This window comes from Bacillus sp. BC05(2025) (assembly GCF_056725905.1).
Window position 1 is genome coordinate 68,155 of record NZ_JBWYRA010000004.1, and the last position, 26,396, is coordinate 94,550.

Annotated in this window: 26 protein-coding genes and 2 other annotated features; of the genes, 21 read left to right on the forward strand and 5 right to left on the reverse strand. The window is 35.4% G+C overall.

What is annotated here, in order from left to right:
- Positions 1 to 39: 39 nt before the first annotated feature.
- The 4 genes from ACZ76X_RS14535 (at position 40) to ACZ76X_RS14550 (ending at position 2,217) form a co-directional block, all read left to right on the forward strand.
- Complete coding sequence (locus ACZ76X_RS14535; RefSeq protein ID WP_029440850.1) at positions 40 to 303, forward strand: CD3324 family protein; 264 nt, start codon at positions 40 to 42, stop codon at positions 301 to 303.
- A gap of 165 nt (positions 304 to 468) precedes the next feature.
- Complete coding sequence (locus tag ACZ76X_RS14540; RefSeq protein WP_479850786.1) at positions 469 to 1,155, forward strand: DUF421 domain-containing protein; 687 nt, start codon at positions 469 to 471, stop codon at positions 1,153 to 1,155.
- A gap of 110 nt (positions 1,156 to 1,265) precedes the next feature.
- Positions 1,266 to 1,907, forward strand: a complete 642-nt coding sequence (locus ACZ76X_RS14545; RefSeq protein WP_479850787.1) for a FusB/FusC family EF-G-binding protein — start codon at positions 1,266 to 1,268, stop codon at positions 1,905 to 1,907.
- Positions 1,908 to 2,016: 109 nt separating this feature from the next.
- Positions 2,017 to 2,217, forward strand: a complete 201-nt coding sequence (locus tag ACZ76X_RS14550) for a hypothetical protein (protein ID WP_479850788.1) — start codon at positions 2,017 to 2,019, stop codon at positions 2,215 to 2,217.
- A 163-nt stretch (positions 2,218 to 2,380) separates the two neighbouring features.
- On the opposite strand, the gene msrA is transcribed toward ACZ76X_RS14550, so the two are convergent.
- Positions 2,381 to 2,917: a peptide-methionine (S)-S-oxide reductase MsrA gene (msrA, locus tag ACZ76X_RS14555; RefSeq protein ID WP_098667647.1), complete on the reverse strand. Its 537-nt coding sequence runs from the start codon at positions 2,915 to 2,917 to the stop codon at positions 2,381 to 2,383.
- A gap of 193 nt (positions 2,918 to 3,110) precedes the next feature.
- Positions 3,111 to 3,356, forward strand: a binding site (T-box leader).
- Between the two features lie 67 nt (positions 3,357 to 3,423).
- Positions 3,424 to 3,663 (forward strand) — a binding site (T-box leader).
- A gap of 152 nt (positions 3,664 to 3,815) precedes the next feature.
- Between msrA and ilvE the strand changes: the two genes are divergently transcribed.
- From ilvE to ilvA, 6 genes are read left to right on the forward strand one after another with little or no spacing between them, the layout of a single operon-like run.
- Positions 3,816 to 4,715 carry a branched-chain-amino-acid transaminase gene (gene ilvE / locus ACZ76X_RS14560; protein WP_479850789.1) on the forward strand — a complete coding sequence of 300 codons (900 nt, stop codon included), beginning with the start codon at positions 3,816 to 3,818 and terminating at the stop codon, positions 4,713 to 4,715.
- A gap of 22 nt (positions 4,716 to 4,737) precedes the next feature.
- Positions 4,738 to 6,450 (forward strand): acetolactate synthase large subunit, encoded by a 1,713-nt coding sequence (ilvB, locus tag ACZ76X_RS14565; protein ID WP_479850790.1) that lies wholly within the window; start codon positions 4,738 to 4,740, stop codon positions 6,448 to 6,450.
- On the forward strand, positions 6,447 to 6,677 hold the full coding sequence (locus ACZ76X_RS14570) for an ACT domain-containing protein (protein WP_000019916.1): 231 nt from the start codon (positions 6,447 to 6,449) through the stop codon (positions 6,675 to 6,677). The genes ilvB and ACZ76X_RS14570 overlap by 4 nt, the downstream gene beginning before the upstream one ends.
- A 14-nt stretch (positions 6,678 to 6,691) precedes the next feature.
- Positions 6,692 to 7,699 carry a ketol-acid reductoisomerase gene (gene ilvC / locus ACZ76X_RS14575; RefSeq protein ID WP_479850791.1) on the forward strand — a complete coding sequence of 336 codons (1,008 nt, stop codon included), beginning with the start codon at positions 6,692 to 6,694 and terminating at the stop codon, positions 7,697 to 7,699.
- A gap of 46 nt (positions 7,700 to 7,745) precedes the next feature.
- Complete coding sequence (gene ilvD, locus ACZ76X_RS14580) at positions 7,746 to 9,419, forward strand: dihydroxy-acid dehydratase (RefSeq protein WP_479850792.1); 1,674 nt, start codon at positions 7,746 to 7,748, stop codon at positions 9,417 to 9,419.
- Between the two features lie 31 nt (positions 9,420 to 9,450).
- Positions 9,451 to 10,713, forward strand: a complete 1,263-nt coding sequence (gene ilvA / locus ACZ76X_RS14585) for a threonine ammonia-lyase IlvA (RefSeq protein ID WP_479850793.1) — start codon at positions 9,451 to 9,453, stop codon at positions 10,711 to 10,713.
- Positions 10,714 to 10,793: 80 nt separating this feature from the next.
- Here ilvA and ACZ76X_RS14590 read toward each other — a convergent pair whose 3' ends face one another.
- A complete protein-coding gene (locus tag ACZ76X_RS14590; RefSeq protein ID WP_098667641.1) occupies positions 10,794 to 11,021 on the reverse strand; it encodes a hypothetical protein in 228 nt (75 codons plus the stop codon).
- Between the two features lie 52 nt (positions 11,022 to 11,073).
- Positions 11,074 to 12,177, reverse strand: coding sequence for a CapA family protein (locus tag ACZ76X_RS14595; protein WP_479850794.1), 1,104 nt, complete (start codon positions 12,175 to 12,177; stop codon positions 11,074 to 11,076).
- A 215-nt stretch (positions 12,178 to 12,392) separates the two neighbouring features.
- Between ACZ76X_RS14595 and ACZ76X_RS14600 the strand changes: the two genes are divergently transcribed.
- The 3 genes from ACZ76X_RS14600 to ACZ76X_RS14610 all read left to right on the forward strand — a co-directional run bounded on the left by ACZ76X_RS14600 (position 12,393) and on the right by ACZ76X_RS14610 (position 15,362).
- Positions 12,393 to 13,109 (forward strand): DUF554 domain-containing protein, encoded by a 717-nt coding sequence (locus ACZ76X_RS14600; RefSeq protein ID WP_479850795.1) that lies wholly within the window; start codon positions 12,393 to 12,395, stop codon positions 13,107 to 13,109.
- An 18-nt stretch (positions 13,110 to 13,127) separates the two neighbouring features.
- The gene (locus ACZ76X_RS14605; protein ID WP_142337340.1) at positions 13,128 to 13,979 is read left to right on the forward strand and encodes a GNAT family N-acetyltransferase; all 852 of its coding nucleotides are present in this window, start codon (positions 13,128 to 13,130) and stop codon (positions 13,977 to 13,979) included.
- Positions 13,980 to 14,147: 168 nt separating this feature from the next.
- On the forward strand, positions 14,148 to 15,362 hold the full coding sequence (locus ACZ76X_RS14610) for a multidrug efflux MFS transporter (protein ID WP_479850796.1): 1,215 nt from the start codon (positions 14,148 to 14,150) through the stop codon (positions 15,360 to 15,362).
- Positions 15,363 to 15,414: 52 nt separating this feature from the next.
- Here ACZ76X_RS14610 and ACZ76X_RS14615 read toward each other — a convergent pair whose 3' ends face one another.
- The gene (locus ACZ76X_RS14615; protein WP_479850797.1) at positions 15,415 to 16,176 is read right to left on the reverse strand and encodes a DODA-type extradiol aromatic ring-opening family dioxygenase; all 762 of its coding nucleotides are present in this window, start codon (positions 16,174 to 16,176) and stop codon (positions 15,415 to 15,417) included.
- A 203-nt stretch (positions 16,177 to 16,379) separates the two neighbouring features.
- Here ACZ76X_RS14615 and ACZ76X_RS14620 point away from each other — a divergent pair, with 203 nt between their 5' ends.
- Both ACZ76X_RS14620 and ACZ76X_RS14625 read left to right on the forward strand, forming a co-directional pair.
- The gene (locus ACZ76X_RS14620; protein ID WP_479850798.1) at positions 16,380 to 17,303 is read left to right on the forward strand and encodes an alpha/beta hydrolase; all 924 of its coding nucleotides are present in this window, start codon (positions 16,380 to 16,382) and stop codon (positions 17,301 to 17,303) included.
- Positions 17,304 to 17,358: 55 nt separating this feature from the next.
- Entirely contained in the window at positions 17,359 to 17,964 is a 606-nt protein-coding gene (locus ACZ76X_RS14625) for a pentapeptide repeat-containing protein (RefSeq protein WP_479850799.1), read from the forward strand.
- Between the two features lie 53 nt (positions 17,965 to 18,017).
- Here the strand turns inward: ACZ76X_RS14625 and ACZ76X_RS14630 are convergent, their stop codons facing one another.
- On the reverse strand, positions 18,018 to 18,998 hold the full coding sequence (locus tag ACZ76X_RS14630; RefSeq protein WP_479850800.1) for a serine hydrolase domain-containing protein: 981 nt from the start codon (positions 18,996 to 18,998) through the stop codon (positions 18,018 to 18,020).
- 344 nt (positions 18,999 to 19,342) lie between these two features.
- Here ACZ76X_RS14630 and ACZ76X_RS14635 point away from each other — a divergent pair, with 344 nt between their 5' ends.
- The 6 genes from ACZ76X_RS14635 to ACZ76X_RS14660 all read left to right on the forward strand — a co-directional run bounded on the left by ACZ76X_RS14635 (position 19,343) and on the right by ACZ76X_RS14660 (position 25,976).
- Entirely contained in the window at positions 19,343 to 19,987 is a 645-nt protein-coding gene (locus ACZ76X_RS14635; RefSeq protein WP_479850801.1) for a LytTR family DNA-binding domain-containing protein, read from the forward strand.
- A 127-nt stretch (positions 19,988 to 20,114) separates the two neighbouring features.
- Positions 20,115 to 21,629 (forward strand): acetyl-CoA hydrolase/transferase family protein, encoded by a 1,515-nt coding sequence (locus tag ACZ76X_RS14640; protein ID WP_000429789.1) that lies wholly within the window; start codon positions 20,115 to 20,117, stop codon positions 21,627 to 21,629.
- 362 nt (positions 21,630 to 21,991) lie between these two features.
- Entirely contained in the window at positions 21,992 to 22,435 is a 444-nt protein-coding gene (locus tag ACZ76X_RS14645; RefSeq protein WP_479850802.1) for a GNAT family N-acetyltransferase, read from the forward strand.
- 27 nt (positions 22,436 to 22,462) lie between these two features.
- On the forward strand, positions 22,463 to 22,822 hold the full coding sequence (locus ACZ76X_RS14650) for a YunG family protein (protein WP_479850803.1): 360 nt from the start codon (positions 22,463 to 22,465) through the stop codon (positions 22,820 to 22,822).
- A gap of 53 nt (positions 22,823 to 22,875) precedes the next feature.
- On the forward strand, positions 22,876 to 24,201 hold the full coding sequence (locus ACZ76X_RS14655) for a bifunctional S-methyl-5'-thioadenosine deaminase/S-adenosylhomocysteine deaminase (protein ID WP_479850804.1): 1,326 nt from the start codon (positions 22,876 to 22,878) through the stop codon (positions 24,199 to 24,201).
- Positions 24,202 to 24,347: 146 nt separating this feature from the next.
- Positions 24,348 to 25,976, forward strand: coding sequence for a peptide ABC transporter substrate-binding protein (locus ACZ76X_RS14660; protein ID WP_479850805.1), 1,629 nt, complete (start codon positions 24,348 to 24,350; stop codon positions 25,974 to 25,976).
- Positions 25,977 to 26,396: the final 420 nt, after the last annotated feature.

Here is a 26,396-nt window from a genome sequence, read left to right on the forward strand (position 1 = left end):
TTATTGAAATGAACCATAAAAAATAAGGGGCGAGCAGAAATGAAATACGTTAAAGCTGCGACGGTTTTACCAGAAAGTTTAATTACTGAAATTCAAAAGTATATACAAGGTGAAACAATTTACATTCCAAAACAAGAAACAAAACATTATAAATGGGGTACACGATCTGGAGGAAGAAAACAACTAGATGAAAGAAACAAAGCCATTAAAGATGCGTTTAAAAGCGGGATTTCCATTCATCAACTTGCAGAGGAGTATTTTCTTTCCGGAGAAACGATTAAAAAAATTGTGTACTCTAAATGAAGATAAAAGAGTCTAGTTCAAATGTTATTTTGAACTAGACTCTTTTTTTGCTTTGTATGTATTGGATATATTGCGTATGAATGGATAAGATAATAGAAAAATGTGCCGTTTTTTTACTAAATAAAATATAGAACATTTGAGTGAAAAGCAGAAAGGTGAGCATTTATGAATCATATTGGACAAATAACGATAGAGCTTTTAATTGGTTTCTTTGTTCTATTAATTGCTACAAAAATACTAGGGAAAACACAAATATCTCAGCTAACCCCCTTTGATTTTATTTCTGCTATCGTCCTTGGTGAGCTCGTTGGAAATTCAATATATGATCCTAAAATTAAAGTGTGGTCTATTTTATATTCAGTATTTGTTTGGGTAATTTTAATTTATTCAATAGAAGTAATAACACAAAAAATAAGAGGAACAAGAAGGTTTTTTGAAGGGTATCCGTCAATTATTATCCGTAATGGAAAGATTGACCGAGAACAATTAAGTTTAAATCATTTAGATATTAATCAATTACAACAAATGCTTAGACAGCAAAAAGATATTTTTTCAATTCGAGAAGTTGAATATATGATATTGGAACCTAACGGAAACATAAGCGTTCTGAAAAAGAGCAAATATGAATCTCCTACTATAAATGATTTAAGTTTAAAACATAAGCCTGTCTACTTACCAATTTCATTAATTAGTGATGGAAAAGTAGTGAAAGATAATTTGAGAGAAGCTGGTTTTGATGAAGGATGGCTGTATAAGCAAATAAAACAAAAGGGGATTACGAAATTTGAGGATGTATTATATGCTGAATGGAAAACAGACGATGGTTTCTTTTGTCAGGAAATGGAGCGGTAAAATATAATCGATGTATGTAATATTCGTTTCTAAGTTATCTTTTACATATCAAAAAGCTAAATCATTGTATACAATAAGACTAGATTAACAATTTGTATGGAGTGATAAAGATGGAAGCTTTTATTAGAAGTGATCAATATAATTTTATAAAATCACAAGCTTATATTTTAGCAAATGGGCACGCGACGGCAAATGATAGAGGTGTCATTCAAGCGTTAAAATCATTAGCGATTGAAAAAATAATACATGTATTTGAGAATTTAACGGATGAACAGAAAGAGTTAATTGATACCGTATTAACAGTCCAAAATAGAGAAGATGCAGAATCATTTTTAACGAAAATAAATCCGTATGTCATTCCGTTTCAGGAAGTTACAGCGCAAACATTAAAAAAATTATTTCCTAAAGCGAAAAAGTTGAAACTTCCTGATATGGAAGAATTGGATATGAAAGAATTATCTTATTTAAGCTGGATTGATAAAGGTTCAAGCAGGAAATTTATTATAGCGAAAAATGAAAAAAATAAGTTTGTTGGTCTGCAAGGAACGTTCCAAAGCTTAAATAAAAAGAGCATTTGTTCACTATGTCATGGGCATGAAGAAGTTGGGATGTTTTTAGTTGAAATTAAAGGTGATGTACCAGGAACTTTCGTGAAAAAAGGAAACTATATTTGCAAAGATGGTGTAGCTTGTAATCAGAATATGAAATCACTTGATAAATTACATGATTTTATTGAGCGATTAAAGAAATAAAATGGAAGACCTCTAGTGCTTAAACTGGAGGTCTTTTATTTTGAGAATGGTAATAGATTTCCTTTTTGAGAGATATAATTTATAAATACAACATAGGAGAGCTGAAAAAATGCTTAAAAAGTTTTTGCTTTCTTTACCGAATGTTTTACTTGTATGCATTGTTATCTACATAACATACACAACTACTCTTAGTTTTGTACAGATGTTAGTAATTTCAATTGCAATCGGAATCATTGGTGGTCTTGTTATAAGGATTTGTAAGGATGTATTCACGTATATAAGGTGGACAATGAAACAGAGGAAATCTTGAATACGCTGTATTGCCATTCGGAGGAGATGAAATGACTAAGAAAAAGAGTAGAGTGAAAAATGAAATAGCGCTTTGGGCATTAACAGCGGTTGTTCTCATCATTGTATGGTACTTTTTTCAAAGATAAAAATGCATCGTACTTAAAAGGTACGATGCACTTTTATTATTTTTTTTGCCAATTTTCTTTTATAAAGTCTTCACGGCCAGATTCTTTTTGCTCAGTAGCATATTTCTCTGGGTTCTTTTTATAGAAATGTTGATGGTATTCTTCAGCCTCATAAAAAGGTGCAGCCGGGCGAATTTCAGTTACAATTGGATCTTTAAACATACCGCTTTCTGCAAGAGCTTGTTTTGATTTTTCAGCAAGCTCCTTTTGCGTTTCGGTATGATAAAAAATAGCGGTGCGATAAGATGGACCACGGTCAAAGAATTGTCCGCCATCATCAGTTGGATCGATTTGTGGCCAATATAAATCCAGTAATTTTTCATATGGGAAAATAGAAGGATCAAATGTAATTTGTACAACTTCTAAATGACCAGATGTACCCGCTTTTACTTGTTCATATGTTGGGTTTTCTACATAACCACCTGCATAGCCGGAAAGTACTTTATGAATACCAGGAAGTTCATCAAATGGCTTTACCATGCACCAAAAGCAACCCCCTGCAAATGTTGCGAGTTCGTATGTTTTTTCGGACATTGCTGTAATCCTCCTAAATATATATGTTTTATATAGTATTATACAAAAAGTTTTGTTTCGCAATAAAAAAGATTCGGAAATGTGTATATTATTAAAAATATTTTTCAAAAACATGTTGACAATGAAAAGAACAACGTCCTATAATACGTTTAACAAATAAAAGTTAATTAAGAATTTTCTAACTTTATATATTGCATATGCAAAGAAGAGGAAAGTAGATGGTTATGATCGTTTCAGAGAGCTGCTCCTAGGCTGTGAGAGTAGTAACAATCGAATCATTGAAGATCACCTCGGAGCATCGCTTGCGAAAGGGAAACTGAGTAGAGAGCGACGGCATCGTCTCCGGTAAAAGGACGGGGGTCTAATTGGACCTACAGAGCTTATATTTCGTGAGAAGTATAAGGAAGCTGAGTGGTAACGCGAAACTCTCGCCTCAGCAATCAAAGCTACTAAATTGTAGTAGTTGATTGCTGAGGCGAGAGTTTTTATTTTAAAAAATGGAATAAGAGAATGCGTAGAAGAGGAGAGTAAATGATAAAAATTGTTTCAGAGAGCTACCCAGATGCTGTGAGGGTGGTAACAATTTCATCATTGAAGATCACCTCGGAGCACTACTTTTGAAAACTAGTAAAAAGTAGCGGAGTTGTTTCCGATAGAAAAACAAAAGTCTAATTGGACTTGCAGAGCTTATATTTCGTGAGAAGTGTAAGGAAGCTGAGTGGTACCACGATTCCCTCGTCTCAGCAATGGATCGCTACAAGTATGTATGTAATCGATTGTTGAGACGAGTATATTTTTAAGATTTATATACTGAATATTCTGTTAAAGATACTCATCTCAGCAATCGATATAGAAATAGATTGCAAAAATAGAGAGAAAAAAAGAGGAGCGATGTGAGATGGGAAATCAGTACATTTATATGAATGGGGAATTTGTAGAAAAAGAAAAGGCAGTTGTTTCAGTATATGATCACGGTTTTTTATACGGAGACGGTGTATTTGAAGGAATTCGTAGTTACGGTGGAAATGTATTTTGTTTAAAAGAACATGTAAAACGATTATATGAATCGGCAAAATCTATTTTACTTACAATCCCGCTGACGGTTAAAGAAATGGAAGAAGCAGTTTTACAAACATTGCAAAAAAATGAGTATGCGAATGCCTATATTCGGTTAATTGTTTCAAGAGGAAAGGGTGACTTAGGACTCGATCCGAGAAGTTGTGTGAAACCGAGCGTTATTATCATTGCAGAACAATTAAAGTTGTTCCCACAGGAATTTTACGATAATGGATTAAGCGTTGTATCTGTTGCATCAAGACGTAACACGCCAGATGCATTAGACCCACGCATTAAGTCAATGAACTACTTAAATAACGTACTTGTAAAAATTGAAGCGGCGCAAGCAGGAGTGCTAGAGGCACTTATGTTAAATCAACAAGGATATGTTTGTGAAGGATCTGGAGATAATGTTTTCGTTGTGAAAGATGGAAAGGTGTTAACACCTCCTTCTTATTTAGGAGCGCTAGAAGGTATTACGAGAAATAGTGTTATCGAGCTATGTGAGCGACTTCATATTCCATGTGAGGAACGGCCATTTACTCGCCATGACGTATATGTAGCAGATGAAGTGTTTTTAACGGGAACGGCAGCAGAATTAATTCCAGTTGTAAAAGTTGATTCAAGAGAGATTGGGGATGGGAAACCAGGAAGTGTAACGAAACAATTAACAGAGGAATTTAAAAAATTAACGAGAGAAAGAGGAGTACGTGTTCCAGGACTGGCGGAAAGCTTACTGTAGGTAGGGAGGGGAGTTAATTAAAATGGAGCAGCATACAGCGTGTGAGAAATTGCAGTGTGAAGAAGTGACAGGTGCCGGACACGTTATTCAATGTTTGAAAAAATTAGGCGTAACGACTGTTTTCGGTTATCCGGGCGGAGCGATTTTGCCAGTATACGATGCGTTATACGGAAGTGGTGTGAAGCATATTTTAACTCGTCATGAACAAGCTGCCATTCATGCGGCAGAAGGATATGCGAGAGCTTCTGGAAAGGTCGGGGTAGTTTTTGCTACCTCTGGCCCAGGGGCGACGAATTTAGTTACGGGTTTAGCGGATGCTTATATGGATTCGATTCCTTTAGTTGTCATTACAGGGCAAGTTGCAAAACCTCTCATCGGAAAAGACGGATTTCAAGAAGCAGATGTTGTTGGGATTACAGCACCTGTTACGAAGCATAATTACCAAGTTCGTGATGTGAATCATTTATCGCGCATTGTACAAGAAGCTTTTTACATCGCCGAAAGCGGGCGGCCGGGGCCGGTATTAATTGATATTCCAAAAGATATTCAAAATGAAAATGTAACAAGTTTTTATAATGAAGTGATTGAGATTCCAGGATATAAATTAGAGCCTATGCCAGACAGTATAAAACTTAGAGAGGTAGCTAAAGAAATTTCAAAAGCTAAACGCCCACTTCTTTATATCGGAGGAGGTGTCATTCATTCGGGTGCTTCTGATGAACTCATCAAATTTGCGAGGGAGAATCATATTCCTGTCGTTTCCACTTTAATGGGACTGGGTTCATACCCGCCGGGAGATTCATTATTTTTAGGAATGCTCGGCATGCATGGAACGTACGCTGCAAATATGGCAGTAACAGAATGTGATTTACTACTTGCTTTGGGTGTTCGGTTTGATGATCGTGTAACAGGAAAATTAGAACTTTTTTCTCCGTATTCGAAAAAGGTACATATTGATATAGATTCTTCAGAGCTTCATAAAAATGTAACTGTGGAATATCCAGTTGTTGGAGATGTGAAAAATGCGTTACATATGTTGTTACGTATGTCGATTGATACACGGACAGATGAATGGCTTACGAAAATCGAGGAATGGAAAGCGGAATACCCTCTTTCCTACAATCAAAAAGAAAGTGAGTTAAAACCACAGCATGTTATTAGTCTAGTAAGTGAGTTAACGAATGGTGAAGCGATTGTAACGACAGAAGTAGGACAGCATCAAATGTGGGCTGCGCATTTTTATAAAGCGAAAAATCCACGGACTTTTCTAACATCTGGTGGGCTAGGAACGATGGGGTTTGGTTTCCCGGCGGCAATTGGTGCTCAACTTGCAAAAGAAGAAGAACTCGTCATTTGTATTGCAGGCGATGCTTCTTTTCAAATGAACATTCAAGAACTACAAACAATTGCAGAAAATAATATTCCTGTAAAAGTATTTATTATAAATAACAAATTTTTAGGGATGGTAAGGCAATGGCAAGAAATGTTTTATGAAAACCGTTTATCAGAGTCAAAAATCGGATCACCAGATTTTGTGAAAGTGGCAGAAGCATATGGAGTGAAGGGATTAAGAGCGACGAATTCAACCGAGGCGAAACAAGTGATGTTAGAAGCATTTGCTCACGAAGGTCCTGTTGTAGTTGATTTTTGTGTAGAAGAAGGTGAAAACGTATTTCCGATGGTTCCGCCAAACAAAGGGAATAACGAAATGATGATGAAGAGGTGGGAAGAATGAGTCATACTTTTTCACTCGTTATTCATAACGAGCCAAGCGTCTTATTACGTATAAGTGGAATTTTTGCTCGGCGTGGTTATTATATTTCTTCTTTACATTTAAACGAAAGAGATACTAGTGGTGTTTCTGAAATGAAACTCACAGCAGTTTGTACTGAAAATGAAGCGACATTACTTGTTAGTCAGTTGAAAAAATTAATTGATGTACTGCAAGTAAATAAATTATAAGGAGTGTATCGAATATGAAAACGTATTATGAGAAAGATGCAAATGTAGAGTTATTACAAGGGAAAACAGTTGCGGTAATTGGCTATGGATCTCAAGGTCATGCGCAGGCGCAAAATTTACGTGATTCTGGTGTAGAAGTTGTAGTAGGTGTTCGACATGGTAAGTCTTTTGAAGTAGCAAAAGCAGATGGGTTTGAAGTAATGTCTGTTTCAGAAGCGGTTCGAACCGCGCAAGTTGTACAAATGTTATTGCCAGATGAACAGCAAGCACATGTGTATAAAACAGAAGTAGAAGAGAATCTCCGTGAAGGGCAAATGTTACTTTTCTCACATGGATTTAATATTCACTTCGGACAAATTACCCCGCCAAGTTACGTAGATGTAGCAATGGTAGCACCAAAAAGTCCAGGTCATCTCGTTCGCCGTGTATTCCAAGAAGGGAATGGCGTTCCGGCGTTAGTCGCAGTACATCAAGATGCAACAGGCACCGCATTACATGTAGCACTTGCGTATGCAAAAGGTGTAGGGTGTACACGTGCAGGTGTAATTGAAACGACATTCCAAGAAGAAACAGAGACGGATTTATTCGGAGAGCAAGCGGTACTTTGCGGCGGGGTAACTGCACTTGTGAAAGCTGGTTTTGAAACATTAACAGAAGGTGGATATCGTCCTGAAATTGCATACTTCGAATGTTTACATGAATTAAAATTAATTGTTGATTTAATGTACGAAGGTGGTTTAACGAACATGCGCCATTCTATTTCAGATACGGCTGAGTTTGGAGATTATGTAACAGGATCGAGAATTGTTACAGATGAAACGAAAAAAGAGATGAAACGAGTGCTTACAGAAATTCAACAAGGTGAATTCGCGAAGAAATGGATTTTAGAAAATCAAGCTGGGCGTCCAACATATAATGCGATGAAAAAAGCAGAGCAAAATCATCAGTTAGAAAAAGTCGGGGCAGAGCTTCGTGAAATGATGAGCTGGATTCATGCACCGAAAGAATTAGTAAAGAAATAGAGTAAGTGATTGTAAGTGAAAAATACGTAAGAGGGGATTTGACAAGATGAGAAGTGACATGATTAAAAAAGGTTTTGATAAAGCGCCGCACCGCAGTTTATTAAAAGCAACTGGTTTGAAAGATGAAGATTTTGATAAACCGTTTATAGCTATCTGTAATTCTTTTATTGAAATTATTCCAGGTCATAAGCACTTAAATGAGTTTGGGAAACTTGTTAAAGAAGCTGTGCGTGCAGCAGGTATGGTTCCATTTGAATTTAATACAATTGGAGTAGATGACGGTATTGCGATGGGGCATATCGGTATGCGTTATTCGCTTCCGAGTCGTGAAATTATTGCAGATTCAGTAGAAACGGTTGTAAATGCACATTGGTTTGATGGCATGATTTGTATTCCAAACTGTGACAAAATTACACCCGGTATGATGATGGCTGCACTTCGTATTAACATTCCAACTGTTTTTGTTTCAGGCGGTCCGATGGCGGCTGGAAAAACGTCAAAAGGAGACGTTGTCGATTTAAGTTCTGTTTTCGAAGGAGTAGGAGCTTATCAATCTGGGAAAATTTCAGAAGAAGAATTAAAGGATATTGAAGATCATGGCTGTCCATCTTGTGGTTCTTGTTCTGGTATGTTTACAGCGAATTCTATGAACTGTTTATGTGAAGTGTTAGGTTTAGCTCTTCCTGGTAACGGTAGTATTTTAGCTATTGATCCAAGACGCGAAGAATTAATTAAACAAGCAGCAGAAAAATTAAAAATTTTAATTGAAAGAGATATTAAACCACGAGACATTGTAACAGAAGAAGCAATTGATGATGCGTTCGCACTTGATATGGCGATGGGTGGTTCAACAAATACAGTGTTGCATACATTGGCGCTCGCGCAAGAGGCTGGATTAGATTACGATATGAACCGTATTGATGCCGTTTCAAGGCGTGTACCACATTTATGTAAAGTAAGCCCTGCTTCCAATTGGCATATGGAAGATATTGATCGAGCGGGGGGGATTAGTGCAATTTTGAAAGAGATGAGTCGAAAAGAGGGAGTACTTCATTTAGATCGTATTACTGCTACTGGGCAGACGTTAAGAGAAAATATTGCTGAGGCAGAGATTAAAGATAAGGAAGTAATTCATTCTCTTGAAAACCCTCATAGTGAAGAAGGTGGATTACGTATATTAAAAGGAAACCTTGCGAAAGATGGGGCAGTTATTAAAAGCGGAGCAACTGAAGTAAAACGATTTGAAGGACCTTGCGTTATTTTTAATTCACAAGATGAGGCGCTTGCAGGCATTATGCTTGGGAAAGTGAAGAAAGGCGATGTAGTTGTTATTCGCTATGAAGGACCAAGAGGCGGCCCTGGTATGCCAGAGATGTTAGCACCAACCTCAGCAATTGCCGGTATGGGATTAGGTGCAGATGTTGCGCTATTAACGGATGGTCGTTTCTCTGGTGCTTCACGTGGTATTTCAGTAGGGCATATTTCCCCAGAAGCAGCTGCGGGTGGAACGATTGCACTTCTCAAGCAAGGGGATATCGTTTGTATCGATGTTGAGGAAAGATTGTTAGAAGTAAGAGTTAGTGAAGAAGAATTAAATAAGCGTAAAAAAGAGTGGAAACGACCAGAACCGAAAGTGAAAACAGGCTGGCTTGGACGTTATGCGCAGATGGTAACATCGGCGAATACAGGTGCAGTTCTAAAAATCCCGGATTTTGATTGAGTCAATTAAAAAGAGATAAGGATGATATATAATGGTGCAAAAGGTAAAGGAGAGAGTGAAAATTGAAGATATCTTAATGGCACATAATTGCATGAAAGATATCGTTATTAAAACACCGTTACAACGTGATACAGTTCTATCTGAGAAATATGATTGTGACGTTTATGTAAAACGAGAAGACTTACAATTGATTCGCTCTTTCAAAATTCGTGGTGCGTACAATTTAATTCAAAGTTTATCAAAAGAACAATTACAAAACGGTGTTGTTTGTGCAAGTGCTGGTAATCATGCGCAAGGAGTTGCTTATACGTGTAATTTATTGAAGATTCCATCAAAAATCTTCATGCCAACAACGACGCCGAAACAAAAAGTGTCGCAAGTACAATTTTTCGGTGGTGATTTTGCAGAAATTGTATTAGTTGGTGATACATTTGATAGCTCTTTCCAAGAAGCACAGCGCTATTGTGAAGAAAATAGAATGACGTTTGTTCATCCGTTTGATGATCCGTATGTAGTTGCTGGCCAAGGGACAGTTGCAGTTGAGATTATGCATGATATGGAGAAACCAGTGGATTATATCTTTACAGCAATTGGCGGTGGTGGATTAGCATCAGGTGTTGGTACATATGTAAAAGGTGTTAGTCCTGCTACAAAAGTCATTGGTGTAGAGCCAATGGGAGCTGCATCTATGAAAGAGGCTTTTCTTCAAAATGAAAATGTCGCGTTAGAGAAAATAGATAGTTTTGTTGATGGGGCAGCTGTCAAAAAAGTAGGGAAGTTAACATTTGAAACGTGTAAAGATGTAATTGATGACATTGTTTTAGTACCAGAGGGGAAGGTTTGTACGACGATTTTAGAACTATATAAGAAAAATGCAATTGTAGCTGAACCGGCGGGTGCATTATCTATTGCAGCGCTTGATTTATATAGTGATGAAATAAAAGGTAAAACAGTTGTTTGTACGCTAAGTGGTGGAAATAACGATATTGATAGAATGCAAGAGATGAAAGAACGTTCGCTCATTTACGAAGGGTTAAAGCATTATTTTATCATTGAATTTCCGCAACGTTCCGGTGCGCTAAGAGAATTTCTTGATAAAGGATTAGGGCCAGAAGATGATATTACGCGCTTTGAATACATTAAGAAGCATAATAAAGAAAATGGTCCAGCATTAGTCGGGGTAGAGTTAAAACATAAAGAAGATTATGAGCAATTAATTACTCGTTTTAAAGAAAATAATATTCAATTTATGGAGCTTAATAAAAATCCTGTTTTGTTTGATTTGCTTATTTAATAGAAGGAAAGAGTTAGCATCCAAATAAAAAAAGATAGATACAAGCAAGAGAAATGCTGCTTGTTCTATCTTTTTTATAGTTAAACGAGATACTTTCCATATTCAAGAAGGATAAAGCTAGTTAACCAAAAGAGTATCGCAATACGAATGATTACATACATAGTAAATTCAAAGGTAGTAAGTTTTCGCTCGCGTTTTAGTTTTTTTAGAAGTCTAACAGAGAAAAATGAACATAAAAGTAGAACGGCTATAGATATTTTATAAATGTTTTCTAACAAACTTACATTTTCTAATAAATCTTTCAGCATGTTCATCACCTATTCTGTAAAGTATGTTACAGAGAAATCGATCTTGTTCTATCTAGCTTCGTTTATTTTTTATGTTCCCTGCATCATCAATTTCTACATCAGTTGAAATCGTTTGTAAATATTGTAGAGCTTTTCTCTTTTCCTCCTCATTCACAGGGGAAACTTTGTTGTTGCGAATGATGTAAGGATTGAACGACATTTGGACATCCTCTCCTTTAAAAGTTAAAGTTAATACGCCAGTTTCAGCGCTTTTTCCGTTCACATAACTTGGGAATAAAAAGTTTCCTAATGAGTAAGCGATAGGAACGTTATTATAATATTCAAACCCTTGTAACCAATGTGGATGGCTTCCGACAATAGCATCGGCTCCGGCTGTAACCATTTTATTTACATATTGTTTTTGATAATCTACCGGACGGTTTGATTTTTCAACGCCCCAATGCATATAGACAATTAAATAGTCTGCATCTTTCTTTTGCTCTTTAATTGTTTTTGTTACAAGGTTTAAATCATACCCATTCGCAACGCCAGGTTTATTGTCATCAGCAACCCAAGTAAAATCAGGCATAAATCGGACGAAGGAAAGGAATTTGAATTTTTTTCCTTTTACAGTCATTTCTCTCGCGGTATATGCATCTTTTGCATTTTTTCCAGCTCCAATGTAAGGGAACTTTAATTTTTCTACATGGGAGATTGTATCCAATAATCCCTCTTGCCCATAATCAAGTGTATGGTTATTCCCTATATTTACGATGTCATAACCGGTGTTTTTTATAGCTTGAAGCGTGGATGGATCACTTTTAATCCAAAACAGTTGTCCAGGAGCTTTCTTTTCTCTCGTTGTAAATGCTGACTCTAAATTAACGAAAGAAATATCAGCTTTTGTTATTTCTTCTTTCACATGTTGGAATGGATAATCAGCCCCATTTTTTTCAATTACAGGACGTAACTGCCAATCGAACATTGTATCACCAGAGAAGGTGAGTGTAATTTCCGGGTCCTCTATTTTCTTTTCACTTGTTGAAGCGGTTTTACTAGATTTGTTTTGCAAATCTGGTTTGTCTTTCGCCTTTGAAGTAAAAGAGTGGTTAATTAATACAACAATTGGTGTAATACAAAAGGCTATTAACAAAAATCGTTTTAGTAAAGTTTTCATAAATACCGTCCCTTTTGAATTTATACCGCAATTTGTAGGCAATAAAACTCATGTTAATTAAAGTTTCGCATTATGTATAACTACAAAAAATTGCGTTTATGTTGTGAAAAACATTTGTTAATATTCTCAATATTAAGTTAACATATAGATAACCTGTAAATCAATGAATAAACCAAAATATAGAAATAAAGAATTCGAAGGGTGAAGAATGAGAAATGGTTATATTAGGAGCAGTTGTAAATGGGGTTTGTATAATACTTGGTACTTTACTAGGTAAATTATTTAGTAGGATTCCAGAAAGTATGAAGGGAACAATTATGCATGCAATCGGTTTAGCGGTTACTGTGCTTGGACTTCAAATGGCATTGAAAAGTGAAAATTTTCTTGTTGTCATACTAAGTTTAGTGATTGGTACGGTCATTGGGGAATGGCTACAATTAGAGGGAAAGTTAAAACAGTTAGGAGATTGGCTAGAAAATAAAGTTGGATCGAAAGGGAAAGGGAACATATCAGAAGGTTTTGTAACAGCTACTTTAATATTTGCAATTGGTGCGATGGGCATACTTGGTGCACTCGACAGTGGGATTCGCGGAAATCACGATATTTTATTTACAAAGGCAATTATCGATGGATTTATTTCTATTATATTAACGACAACCCTAGGAATTGGTGTAGTATTTTCGGCAATTCCAGTTATTTTATACGAAGGAGGTATTGCGGTTTTTGCAACACAAATTAATAGTTTGGTCCCGAAAGAATTAATGAATCAATTTATAGTAGAAATGACAGCTACAGGTGGTATTATGATAGCTGCTATCGGATTGAACTTACTTAGTATTATTAAAATTAAAGTGGCAAATTTACTGCCAGGTATATTGGTAGTTGGAATAATCGTTTCACTTATTTATGGTTACGGTTTAATAGTAAAGTAGTAGGGGATGGAGATACATATGGAGGAATTTCAATTTACAAAACGTGTTCATAGCATATTGAAGATTGGGGCAAAAGAGGCGGAAAATAATATCATTCAACCAGTTCATCTGTTTATAGGGATGTGTAAAGAGGGTACTGGAGTTTGCAGCGAGTTGTATATGTATTTGTTTCGTCATATTGGTGCGGACTTTTTAGAAAAGCTTTCAATACGAAAAGAGTACGATTTAACGGATCAAGGGTATAAAGAAATAGGACAATATAAGTTATCTTATAAGGTGTTGGAAATTTTACAAATAGCGAAGAAACGTATGGAACGTTTTCAGCAAGTAATAATGAATGAAGGGCATGTTATGTATGCACTATTTCGCGCGGATACGTTTATTGAAAATGCACAAATACAAAAAGGTATATTACATATTATAGCTGAACCAAGAGATTTAGCAGTTGATCTAAAATGTTTTGTTCCTACTTATAATGATTTAACTTGTACTGTCAGAAAGGCTAACCTTTCTGATTTTGAAAAATTAGCAAGTTTTGTTGAAGCAGAATTTGGTGAACGTTGGTTACGTTCAATAGAATATGGATTTCGTACATATAAAGAAAATTTACCTATTTATATAGCAGAACAAGAAGAAGGGATAGTAGGTTTTGCTTGCTATGATGTAGTGAGAGGAAAGAAAGGATTGTTTGGTCCAATGGGCACAGCGAAACAAAATCGTGTGAAAGGTGTAGGGAAGCAATTGTTACATCGTTGTTTACATAGTATGAAGCAAGATGGATATGAATATGCAATTATTGGACAAGCGGGTCCGGTTGAGTTTTATGAGCGATGTTGTAATGCGCGTTTAATACCAATAATGGATAACTAACCAACTTCATTTAAGTGGAGTTGGTTTTATTATGAAAACAATGTGGAAATGTAGTGATTTTTACTAGAAAATAGCGGGTTTTGTAGTAAATCTTACAAATAAAGCAAATTACTAAACTTTTTACAAGAAAGGGTGTAGAATGGGTATCTAAAGAAAGAAGGTGTGAAAATGGCCAGCTGGAAACGAAATTTAATGATTTGTTGGCTAGGTTGTTTTACCACTGCAGCCGGTATGAGTTTAGTAATTCCTTTTTTATCTTTTTATATTGAAGAATTAGGAGTAACTGGCACTTCAAGTATTGCACAGTGGTCGGGACTTGCATTTGGTATAACATTTTTAATGGGTGCGATCGTATCACCAATATGGGGAAAACTTGGTGATATACATGGACGGAAATTGATGCTTATTCGTGCGAGCCTAGGTATGGCGATTATTATGACGCTTATGGGATTTGTAACGGATGTGTATCAACTAGTCGCACTAAGATTTTTAATGGGAGCAGTATCTGGTTTCCTTTCAACGGCGATGACATTTATTGCAGCAGAAACTCCAAAAGAGCATTCAGGCTGGGCAATTTCTACAATTTCAACTGGTGGAGTGAGCGGTTCTTTACTTGGTCCATTACTTGGAGGATATTTGTCTGAGTTAATTGGAATGCGCCATGTTTTTCTTGTTACAGGAGCTTTTTTATTCCTTTCTTTTCTCATCGTTTTTTTCTTCCTACATGAAGAGAATCACTCCGCTCAAGCAAAAAAAGTACAACCGAAAAAAGTATGGACGATGGTTCCAGCGAAGCATTTAATTATTAGTTTGTTTGTAACAACATTTATTATTCAACTTGCTAATATGTCTGTTCAACCAATTGTTACATTATACGTAAAAAATTTAGTAGGCCCTCATACTGCACATATTGAAACAATTGCGGGTGCAGTTATGTCAGCGACAGGGTTAGCAGTTATTTTGGCAGCACCAAGACTCGGACGATTATCAGATCAAATTGGTCCTCAAAAAACGTTAGTTGTAGCGTTGTTTGCTGCAGGAATTATTTTTATCCCGCAAGCATTTGTAACCTCAGCTTGGCAACTATTAATTCTTCGATTTTTATTAGGTATCGCACAAGCAGGATTATTACCTTCCGTACAAACTCTACTAAAACAACATACACCAACCCATGTAACGGGACGAATATTTGGGTATAATCAATCGTTTCAGTTTTTAGGAAATATGATTGGACCAGTACTTGGTGGACAAATTGCAGCGCATGCAGGTTTCCAATATGTTTTCTTCTCTACATCATCACTATTATTTATTGCGTGCATTTGGGTTTATTTTCATAATAAGAACGAAGAGATATCAGAGAAACGACATTTGGAAGTTAGTTAACTAGGTGAATAAAAAAAGAAAGGATGAAGCAATGGTTGCTTCATCCTTTTCTTTAAAATTGGAGACAAAGATAACTTAACGTACCAAGCTCATAACTGCGGTGAATGACTTCACCGTTATTTTCACCACTTCCCATAGCGATAAATAAAGGAACAAAATGCTCTGCTCTTGGTACAGCTAATTGAGCATGAGGGGCATTTGTCTCCCAGTTAAATAATGCATCTTTATCAGTAGTCTGCATATGTTTTATAATCCAATCATCAAATTCAATTGCCCATTGTTCGGGTGTACTTTGATTCCATTTCAGTGCTCGTAAGTTATGAACGGTAACACCGCTCCCAATTACTAAAATATCTTCTTGTCCAAGTCCTTTTAATGCTTCTCCAATCTGAAATTGCTCTTTTGCAGGTAGGAATGGATTGACTGATATTTGGACAACAGGAATAGTTGCTTCTGGATACACGCGATGCAAGAGTGTCCATGAGCCATGATCTAAACCTCTCGTCATATTATGATGGACTGGAATACCTTTGTTTTTAAATTTTGTTTCTAACATAGATGCAATGTTAGAAGAGCCTTTCGCACGATATTTGATTTCGTATAACTCAGGAGGAAACCCTCCAAAATCATAAATTGTTTCATATTCGTTATCTGATGAGGAAATCGTTAATACTTCACTTTCCCAGTGAGCAGTGAAAATAACAATTGCTTTCGGTTTATATGTTTCTCCAAGTGTTTTTAAAAATCTTGTATAGTCTGTATCTTGAATAGCAAGCATCGGTGATCCGTGTGCTAAAAATAATGATGGCATCATAGTAGAACCTCCTAAAATCATATAGTTACTTTATGTAAGTAACTATATGATTTTATTTTATGTTCGTCAATAGAATAGTTTGACAGCTAATCGGAAAAGGAAGACGTTTGTCATAATGACAGCAATTGCATATAATACATAATAAGAATAATGAATGGATATTCATTTTTTTGAGATACATAATAGAGTTGGGAGCTGACGAAATGAACGTACAGGAAAGTTTCGTTACGGCATTGGATGGATCAGAAATTTATTTGCGTAAGTGGTTACCAGAAGGAGATCCGCGAGGGATTATTCAAATTGCACATGGTATGACAGAACATGCAGGTGTTTATACAGACTTTATTGCTGCGTTATTAGAAGCAGGGTATGGTGTTTATGCACATGATCATAAAGGTCATGGGAAAACAGTGAAAAGAGAAGAAGATTATGGTCATTTTAAACCAAATGTAGGTTGGAATGAGGCTGTGTCTGATGTTATTTTTGTATCAGAAACGATAAGAAAAGAGCAGACATGTCCGTTATTTTTACTTGGACATAGTATGGGTTCTTTTTTATCTAGGCGTGCTGTACAACTGAAAGGTGAATTATATGATGGATTCCTTATTTCAGGAACTGGTGGAAATCCAGGAATTTTAGGAAGTATTGGTCATAAACTAGCGACAATTGAGATGAAATTACGCGGAGAAAAAACGAAAAGTCCGATGCTAAACTTTTTATCTTTCGGAAACTTCAATTCACACTTTAAACCAAATCGTACAAAATTTGATTGGTTATCTTCAGATAATAATCAAGTAGATAAATATATTGCGGATCCATTATGTGGATTCATTTGTACGACGAGTTTTTATCGCGAATTGTTTTCTGGTGTATTAGAAGTAAATAAACTAGAAGAGTTCAAGAAAACACCGAAAAACCTTCCGATACATATTTTTTCAGGAGATCGTGATCCAGTTGGGGATATGGGGAAAGGTGTAAAAGAAGTATATGAAAACTATAAAAAATGCGGTGTGACAGATGTAACACTGCGTTTATATGAAAATGGAAGACATGAAATGTTCCATGAAGTAAATCGAGATGAAGTATTTCAAGATTTGATTTCTTGGTTAGATAAGCATATTGTATGAGAAGGAACCTCACTTTTTTAAAGTGAGGTTTCTTTAAGGAGATGGAGGAATAGTTATGAGTGCATTTGTAAATAAAGAATATGTAGAAATAGATTTTCAAGATGTCTTGATTAAAGAAGAGGAATTGAAAAATTGTACGTTCATAAAATGCCGTTTTAGAGGGATAGATGCATCGGAAGTTTCTACTAAAAATTGTAATTTCATAGAATGTGATTTTACCGGTGCTCTTTTTAACGCTTCTATCCATCAAGGAACTACATTTGCAAATTGTAAGCTTACTGGTGCGAATTTATTCGTATCGAAGTTTGAAGAATGTAAAATGACTGGCTCTGATTTTGAAGAAGCAAATTTAGACGGAATAACTATCATATCGGGTGATTGGTCATATACGAATTTAAGGTTCGCGAACTTAAGTAAACAAATGTTAAAGGGTATACGTTTAATTGAAGCTGACTTATATGAATGTAATTTAGAAAAAGCAGATTTACGTGAAGCGGATTTAACCGGTGCACAATTAGGGAAGGCGAAACTTAGCGGTGCAAATTTAAAAGGAGCAATAGTTGATAGAATTGACTTTACAAGTTTTGATTTAAAAAATGTAAAATTAGATATAGCACAGGCAGTTGCAGTAGCTAGATGCTATGGGGCTAAGGTGAACTAAATTGTTTGAAAAACCGTTCAAAATGCTGAACGGTTTTTCAAATCATAATAGATTTAAAAATTATTTTCTATATAAGAAGCTATTTCATTGGCAAGAGTCGATGTTAATAGTGTAGATACATTGCTTAAAATGATGATTGTAGCCTCTTTTTCAATTAATCGTAAATAGGAGGACGTAAAGCCGTTAATTCCTCCGTGATGAAATATAAGATTATTATTTTTTTCGGTTATAGCAATATTCCAACCATAACCATATCCGTAAGATTCTGCAGTAAGCATACGAGACGTCATCCTACTTGATAATAAGCGATTTTCTTTTAGCGCCTTATCAAATCTATATAAATCTTCGGCTGTAGAAACTAATCCACCGGCTGAATATGAATTAGACATATGAATAAATGATGCGTTCTGTAGGCCGTGATTTGGATGTAACTCATAGCCAGTTGCTTTATGTTTTTGAATAGTGTGATTCAAATCAACGGCTGTGTTTATTATAGAGAGTGGATAGAAAATTTTCTTTTTAAGAAATTCCTCATAAGACATTCCACTTATAACTTCAATAACTTTTCCTAATATAATATAACCAGAATTCGAATAATTGAATTTTTTGCCAGGTCTAGATTCAAAGGGACACGCAGTAATCCATTGTATTAGTTCATCTGGTGTTCGAGGTTGACAAGATTGCAATAAAAAGTCATATTGAGCAGTAATATTGCCAACTCCAGCAGTGTGATTTAATAAATGTTTGATCATAATTTGATTTCCTTTTGGAAAATCAGGAATGAATTGATCTAATGTATCATGTAGCTGTAATTTTTCCTCCTGCACAAGCATTAAAATTGAAACAGCTGTGAAGATTTTAGTTATTGATCCGATACGAAACTTCGTTGTAGATGTATTAGGTATGTCCCAATTATAATTAGCTTTTCCAAATGACTGCTTATAAAGAGTCTCTTCTTTATGGGCTATTAAAATTGTTCCGTTAAATTTTTCATTATTTTTATATAAAAATGAATTAATATATGAGTTTAACAAATTTCAGGCACTCCTTTAAATGTTGGAATATTCGTTACCTGAAATGAAATCCAACGGCATAGGCAATTCCCCCCTAAATGAAATGTTTTTATATTACTTTTTTATTTTATAATGCAAGTAATATAAGAAGCAAGTTGATTTAAAGTTTATAAAAATAAAGGTTTTTTTATTGCTTGGGGCAAGCCTTTAGTAGTTCATATTTTGAAGGTGGAGAGAAACAATTATGGAAGTAAGAAAATTGATAGTAATTGAAGCTAGTGGATTAAGTGAACTTGCACTACATGGAAAAGCAAACAGCTGCCTGTTCATAATAGTAGTATAATAGTAAATGAGGTGTTCATACTATGGAAGATAAAACGTTAGGTATACTACTAGATGTTGTTGGGGAATTATTTTCAGATGAAATATCAATCGCCGTTTCGAATAAGGAAGAATATATTTACTATCGGCCAAGTAAACGTATTGATTTAAAGATTAGCGCCGGGGATCCTATTAAGGAAGGAACGATTGCTCATAAAGCAATGGTAACGAAGCAAAAAGCCTCCGAGTTTATTAACCGAGATGTTTTCGGTATTCCTTATCATGGAATGGCGGTACCATTTTCAAATAATGACAAGATTGAAGGTTGTGTGACGGCAATTTATCCAGCTTTAACGGATGGAAAGTCAGTCGTTACTTTAAAAACAACAGACGGATGGGTTCCAGTTCCTTTTTCAAAGGTGATGTATTTAGAGGCTAAAGATAAAAAGACGTATGTAAATTCAGAAGAGTTAACAGGAACACATAAGTACTCTCTACAAGAATTTGAATACTTACTTCCGAAAGATTCGTTTATTAGATGCCACCGTTCCTTTATTGTAAATGTGAATCATATTAAAGCGATTTATCCTGATACCCACTCTACTTTTTTACTTTCAATGGATAACGGAGAGAGGGTACCAGTGAGTCAATCATATGCTAGCTATTTTCGTAAGCTTCTAGGATTCTAAAATGTTCTGCTTTAGAACCTAGATTTGCTGTTTTATCTGAATTTTCGGCATTGTATACCGAAATCCCTATTTTGATAGTGTTAATGTGTAAAATAATTATGAATATTCATTGGGAGAGGGATTACATATGGAGAATAATTTAGATAGAATTAGGGATCAACGATTAAAAGATCGAGTAGTGACACCTGAAGAGGCAGCTTCATGGATTGAAAGTGGAATGACATTAGGTTTAAGTGGATTTACACGAGCTGGGGATGTAAAAGCAGTCCCATTTGCGCTGGTGAACCGAGTAAAGAATGATAAATCTTTTAAAGTAAATGTTTATACAGGGGCTTCATTAGGTTCGGATGTAGATAAATTATTTGCTGAGGCAGGAATCTTAGGGAAAAGATTGCCTTTCCAAGCCGATGCGACTATGCGAAAAGGAATTAATAACGGAGACTTTTTATTTGTAGATCAGCACTTATCTCATACAGCAGAATTACTTCGTGCTGACGTTATGGATATAGATTTCGCTATCTTGGAAGCGGTTGCGATTACTGAAGACGGAATGATTATTCCAACGACTTCAATTGGTAATTCATTAGCATTTTCTTTGAATGCTAAGTCCATTATTATTGAAATGAATATGGCCCAATCCGCGCAACTAGAGGGGCTGCATGATTTATATGAACCAGGTAAACAAGGGGAAAGGCTTCCAATTCCAATTGTGAAAACGGATGATCGAATTGGAACGATTGGCATTCCGATTGATGTTGAAAAAGTGAAGGGGATTGTATTTACAAACCAATTAGATTCGCCATCAACAATTGTCCCTCCAGATGAAGAAACTGTTATTATGGCACAGCATTTAATAGAGTTTCTTCGAAAAGAAGTCGAAGTAGGCCGATTAACAAATCGTTTAGCGCCGCTACAATCGGGAATTGGATCAGTTGCCAATGCAGTTCTTCATGGAATGTTAGATTCTGAGTTTGAAGATTTAGAAGTGTATTCTGAAGTTTTACAGGATGCGGTCTTTGATCTTATGGATGCTGGGAAAGTCAATTTTGCTTCCTGCTGCTCGATCACGCTTTCTGAAGAGAAAATGCAAAAAGTATTTTCTAACTTTGAAAAATATCGTGATAAATTAATGATGCGCCCACAAGAAATTTCTAATCACCCTGAAATTATTCGCCGCCTTGGATTAATTTCCATTAACACGGCTTTAGAATTAGATATATACGGAAATGTTAACTCTACTCACGTTTTAGGTACAAAAATGATGAATGGTATTGGTGGTTCTGGTGATTTTGCAAGAAATGCACGTCTAGCTATCTTTGTTACGAAATCGATTGCGAAAGGCGGTAACATTTCAAGTATCGTTCCTTTCGTATCTCATGTAGACCATACGGAACATGATGTAGATGTTATCGTCACTGAACAAGGGTATGTTGATCTGAGAGGACTGGCGCCAAGAGAAAGAGTGGAATTAATTATAGAGAATTGCGCACATCCAATGTACCGTGATCAGCTAAGAGCTTATTACGAAGAAGCTAAAACGAGAGGTGGACAAACCCCTCATGTTTTAGAAAAAGCTTTTTCTTGGCATACGAATTATGCTAAAAATGGAACAATGCTTGAAGCAGTAGTAGAAACTGTTTAGAAGTGTAAAAATGATTCTTAATATAATATGCCATAAAGGTTAAAAGAAAAAGAACGCCAATTTTCAGGAATGGCGTTTTTTTCTTTTAAAAAATTGTTACCTATTATGAAGAAATATAAAGTGAAACTTTAATCAGTGGGGGGTCTTCATCCCCCACTGATTATTAGTTGAACCAATCGGAATTTTATGGGCAGTTGATCCCCAACCTAACTTCTTTGCTTTCGCTGCATTTTGAGATGTGGGTCTTACTGCCCATTAAAGTGGGATAAAAGTAAGCTCTTATTTACGGAAATAGGAGGTTTTTTAAATTACTTTTCGAATCATTTTAAGAGTTTATATATCGAAGGTGAGGAGAAAGGATCATGAAGATAAGAAAAGCGTTATTGAGTGAAGCAAATGAATTAAGTGAATTCGCACTACATTCAAAAGCAACGTGGAACTATAGCGAGGAATTCATACTTGCTTGTAAGGAAGATTTAACAATTACCGAAGAGTACATAAAAAATAATTTTGTATATGTTTTAGAAAACGATAATACGATGATTGGATTTTTCTCATTTTTACGTAATGAAAATGCTCTTGATTTTCTATATATTCATCCTCGTTACAAAGGGAAAGGATACGGGAAAATACTTTGGGAGTATGTAATACAACAAGCAAATGAATTAGGAATAAAAAGTTTTACAATTGATAGTGATCCGAATGCAAAAGGGTTTTACTTGAAGATAGGAGCGAAGTTAATAGGAGAGACACCATCAACGGTTTTTGAGGATCGTTTACTGCCTCTTTTGAAATATGATGTGTAAAACTATTAATAGTGGGAGAAGATTAGAATGGATGATGTAAAGATAAAAAGGATATATGAATCACTAATAAAATCATGGTCGATTGAAACAAGCTCAAAGTGGACGATTGAGAATCCAGCAAAGGGACAGTGTGGTGTAACTGCTTTAGTCGTTCAAGATATATACGGAGGAAAAATCAAAAAGACAAAAGTAGGGGAGGTGTGGCATTTTTATAACTGTATAGCTGGAAAGAGGTTTGATTTTACAGAGACTCAGTTCAATGAAAGGTTGAATTATTTGGATGTGGAATCAAATCGAGAAGAAGCATTTGCAGATACAAATGAAAAACAATATAGCATGTTGAAGGAAAAGATAATGACAGAATTCAAATTACCTTTTGACTCTTAATCTTTAATAAGTTACTATAATGGTGGTAACTTATTAAAGGGAACTTCATAGAGTTGAAAGGGGAAATACTTTTGAAAACAACTTATGTAAACGCTACAATCGTAACGATGAATGAACAAAACGAAGTGATAGAAAATGGATATATCATTGTAGAAAATGATCAAATTATAGATGTGAAGAGCGGAGAATTCGCTAATGATTTTGAAGTAGATGAAGTAATTGATATGAAAGGAAAGTGGGTTTTACCAGGGCTTGTAAATACACATACACACGTTGTAATGAGTCTCTTAAGAGGTATTGGCGATGATATGTTATTACAGCCGTGGCTTGAGACGAGAATTTGGCCACTTGAAAGCCAGTTTACGCCAGATCTTGCAGTCGCTAGTACGGAATTAGGATTACTTGAAATGGTGAAAAGTGGTACAACATCATTCTCTGACATGTTTAATCCAATTGGAGTAGATCAAGATGCAATTATGGAAACGGTATCAGGAAGTGGGATGCGAGCTGCTGTTTCAAGAACTTTATTTAGCTTCGGAACGAAAGATGATGAAAAGAAAGCAATCGAAGAAGCTGAAAAATATGTAAAGCGTTACTATAACGAAAGTGGCATGTTAACTACGATGGTTGCGCCGCATAGTCCATATACATGTTCCACAGAATTATTAGAGGAATGCGCACGTATTGCAGTAGAAAATCAAACGATGGTTCATATTCATCTTTCGGAAACAGAGCGTGAAGTACATGATATTGAAGCACAGTACGGAAAACGTCCAGTAGAATATGCAGCAAGTTGCGGGTTGTTTAAACGTCCAACAGTTATTGCACACGGTGTAGTATTAAATGAAAATGAGCGTGCATTTTTAGCAGAACATGATGTTCGAGTAGCACATAATCCGAATAGTAATTTAAAACTAGGATCTGGTATAGCGAATGTAAAAGCGATGCTAGAAGCAGGAATGAAAGTAGGAATTGCAACAGATAGTGTGGCATCAAACAACAATTTAGATATGTTTGAAGAAATGCGTATAGCGACTTTACTACAAAAAGGTATTCACCAAGATGCAACAGCTTTACCGGTTGAAACTGCTCTTACACTTGCGACTAAAGGAGCTGCTGAAGTAATTGGGATGAAACACACAGGATCACTTGAGGTTGGAAAGTGTGCCGATTTTATCACAATTGACCCATCTAATAAGCCGCATTTACAACCAGCAGATGAAGTGTTATCGCACCTTGTATATGCTGCTAGTGGAAAAGATATAAGCGATGTAATCATTAACGGAAAACGTGTCGTTTGGAATAGCGAATGTAAAACGTTAGATGAAGAGCGTATTATATTTGAAGCAAGTCGTTATAAACGTGGTTTGCAAAGATAGATAATTGAAAAAGCTATCCTTTTTTTAAAAGGATAGCTTTTTTTCTTGAACGAATAAATATTCAAAAGAATGTCGCATCTTTCTGTTATTATTTCTGCTATAATATATAACGTTTTATAATATTATATTTTTAAGGAGAACAACTCATGAAGCGAAAAAAGAGCCATTTAATGGTGATGGCACTTGTTACATCTTTATTATTAACAGCTTGTAATAATAAAGCGAATAAGAGTGAAACAGAGGCAAAAGAACAAGTATTACATGTAACAGTATCAGAAGAGATTCCTTCTCTTGATACCGCGAAAACGATGGATGGTACGTCAGCGCACGTTATGCAAAACATATTTGAAGGGTTGTATGTATTAGATGATCAAGATCAGCCTATTCCAGCGGTAGCAAAATCGTTTAAAAGAAGTGAAGATGGTAAAAAATATACATTTGATTTGCGTAAAGATGCAAAATGGTCAAATGGGGACAATGTAACAGCAAATGATTTTATGTTTGCATGGAAACGTGCAATTAACCGTGAAACAGCGTCTCAATATGCGTACATGCTTTTTTACGTGAAAAATGCGAAAGAGATAAATAAGGGAACAATGCCTCTTGATGAACTTGGGGTTAAAGTTATAAATGATTATAAGTTAGAAGTGGAACTCGAACAGCCAATCCCGTATTTTTTACAGCTGTTAGCACTACCTATATATTTACCACAGCATGAATCATTTTTGAAAGAACAAGGAAAGAATTATGCATTGGAATCTAGTAATCTCATATATAATGGGCCATTTGTATTAGAGAAATGGAAGCATGAACAAGAGTTTCAATTAAAGAAGAATGCTACATATTGGGATGAAAAGAAAGTGAAATTAGACGAAATAAACTTTCAAATTGTAAAGGATACAATGACCGCTGTTAATTTGTACGAAGCTGGTAATTTGGACCGGGTGCCTATTAATTCTCAATTTGTAGACAAGTATAAAGGAAGTAAGGAATTGCATATATCGAGTGAGCCTGCAATTGCTATGCTACGTTTTAATGAGAAAAATAATGCGTTAGCAAATAAAAAGGTGCGTCAATCTATTTCATTAGCGTTAAATAAAGAAGATTTCGTTGCTCATTTTATTAATAACGGGGCAAAGTCTGCAAGCGGACTTGTACCGGCTGGTCATATAAATGAAGAGACTGGTAAAGATTTTAGAAAAGAAAACGGAGATCTTTCTCTATATGATTTGCAAAATGCGAAAAAGATTTGGGAAGAAGCGAAAAAAGAGCTTGGAGTAGAACAAGTAAACCTCGAGTTTTTAACATTTGAACAAGATAATGCAAAACGTATGGCAGAATATATAAAAGGTGACTTAGAAAAGCATTTGCAAGGACTCGCGATCCAAATTAAACAACAGCCATTTAAGCAAAAATTACAATTAGAACAAATAGGAGATTACGATATATCTATGGGAAATTGGGGACCGGATTATAAAGACCCAATTAATTATTTAGAACTCTTTACGACGGATAATCAAAATAACAAAATGGATTATTCTAACCGTCACTACGATGAATTAATAAAGAAAGCGAAAAGCGATCTAGTATTAGATCAGAAGAAAAGATGGGAAGCATTGCAAGAGGCCGAGCGTATTTTGTTAGAAGATGCTGCGGTTGCACCGCTTTATCAAATGGGCTCAGCTTACGTACAAAAGGGTTATGTAAAAGGAATTGAGAAGCATCAATTTGGTGGTATTTATACGTATAAGAATGCTTATATTGCTAATGAATAAATAAAAAACCTTACTTTTTAAAAGTAAGGTTTTTTTAAAGAGTACATGGAATAAGGGAATGCAGTACAGATCAGCATACAAACATTTTCTTGTTGTAACTATGTTTGTTTTTAATTATAAAAAATATTAGATTATTTATTTTGTCATTGATATACTTAAAAGGTAATTGAGGTATTAAGATGAATTGATAGAGATGTTTGTGTGGAATTATTTGAGTATTATAAAAAAGAGGAGTTTAAGTGTTTGATTTGAACGGGGCTTTTTCTATATGAATGAATTGGTATGTATAATACTTGGGCGATATTAATTTGGGAATCTCAGGGGATTCTTTGAAGCTAGAAAAAGTAGAGTTAAATTTCATGTACTATTAGGTCCTGGTGTAGGTTTATGGGGATTTGGTTTAAGGAATAAAGGGGATAA

Bases quoted from the DNA above. Each gene is read 5' to 3' on its own strand.
- ACZ76X_RS14595 (WP_479850794.1), bottom strand. From the start codon at position 12,177: ATGAAAACTTTACTAAAACGATTTTTGTTAATAGCCTTTTGTATTACA.
- ilvA (WP_479850793.1), top strand. From the start codon at position 9,451: ATGGTGCAAAAGGTAAAGGAGAGAGTGAAAATTGAAGATATCTTAATG.
- ACZ76X_RS14660 (WP_479850805.1), top strand. From the start codon at position 24,348: ATGAAGCGAAAAAAGAGCCATTTAATGGTGATGGCACTTGTTACATCT.
- ilvB (WP_479850790.1), top strand. From the start codon at position 4,738: ATGGAGCAGCATACAGCGTGTGAGAAATTGCAGTGTGAAGAAGTGACA.
- ACZ76X_RS14550 (WP_479850788.1), top strand. From the start codon at position 2,017: ATGCTTAAAAAGTTTTTGCTTTCTTTACCGAATGTTTTACTTGTATGC.
- ACZ76X_RS14645 (WP_479850802.1), top strand. From the start codon at position 21,992: ATGAAGATAAGAAAAGCGTTATTGAGTGAAGCAAATGAATTAAGTGAA.
- ACZ76X_RS14620 (WP_479850798.1), top strand. From the start codon at position 16,380: ATGAACGTACAGGAAAGTTTCGTTACGGCATTGGATGGATCAGAAATT.
- ilvE (WP_479850789.1), top strand. From the start codon at position 3,816: ATGGGAAATCAGTACATTTATATGAATGGGGAATTTGTAGAAAAAGAA.
- ACZ76X_RS14605 (WP_142337340.1), top strand. From the start codon at position 13,128: ATGGAGGAATTTCAATTTACAAAACGTGTTCATAGCATATTGAAGATT.
- ACZ76X_RS14625 (WP_479850799.1), top strand. From the start codon at position 17,359: ATGAGTGCATTTGTAAATAAAGAATATGTAGAAATAGATTTTCAAGAT.
- msrA (WP_098667647.1), bottom strand. From the start codon at position 2,917: ATGTCCGAAAAAACATACGAACTCGCAACATTTGCAGGGGGTTGCTTT.
- ACZ76X_RS14635 (WP_479850801.1), top strand. From the start codon at position 19,343: ATGGAAGATAAAACGTTAGGTATACTACTAGATGTTGTTGGGGAATTA.
- ACZ76X_RS14600 (WP_479850795.1), top strand. From the start codon at position 12,393: ATGGTTATATTAGGAGCAGTTGTAAATGGGGTTTGTATAATACTTGGT.
- ACZ76X_RS14640 (WP_000429789.1), top strand. From the start codon at position 20,115: ATGGAGAATAATTTAGATAGAATTAGGGATCAACGATTAAAAGATCGA.
- ACZ76X_RS14610 (WP_479850796.1), top strand. From the start codon at position 14,148: ATGGCCAGCTGGAAACGAAATTTAATGATTTGTTGGCTAGGTTGTTTT.
- ACZ76X_RS14650 (WP_479850803.1), top strand. From the start codon at position 22,463: ATGGATGATGTAAAGATAAAAAGGATATATGAATCACTAATAAAATCA.
- ilvD (WP_479850792.1), top strand. From the start codon at position 7,746: ATGAGAAGTGACATGATTAAAAAAGGTTTTGATAAAGCGCCGCACCGC.
- ACZ76X_RS14615 (WP_479850797.1), bottom strand. From the start codon at position 16,176: ATGATGCCATCATTATTTTTAGCACACGGATCACCGATGCTTGCTATT.
- ACZ76X_RS14545 (WP_479850787.1), top strand. From the start codon at position 1,266: ATGGAAGCTTTTATTAGAAGTGATCAATATAATTTTATAAAATCACAA.
- ACZ76X_RS14535 (WP_029440850.1), top strand. From the start codon at position 40: ATGAAATACGTTAAAGCTGCGACGGTTTTACCAGAAAGTTTAATTACT.
- ilvC (WP_479850791.1), top strand. From the start codon at position 6,692: ATGAAAACGTATTATGAGAAAGATGCAAATGTAGAGTTATTACAAGGG.
- ACZ76X_RS14570 (WP_000019916.1), top strand. From the start codon at position 6,447: ATGAGTCATACTTTTTCACTCGTTATTCATAACGAGCCAAGCGTCTTA.
- ACZ76X_RS14540 (WP_479850786.1), top strand. From the start codon at position 469: ATGAATCATATTGGACAAATAACGATAGAGCTTTTAATTGGTTTCTTT.
- ACZ76X_RS14590 (WP_098667641.1), bottom strand. From the start codon at position 11,021: ATGCTGAAAGATTTATTAGAAAATGTAAGTTTGTTAGAAAACATTTAT.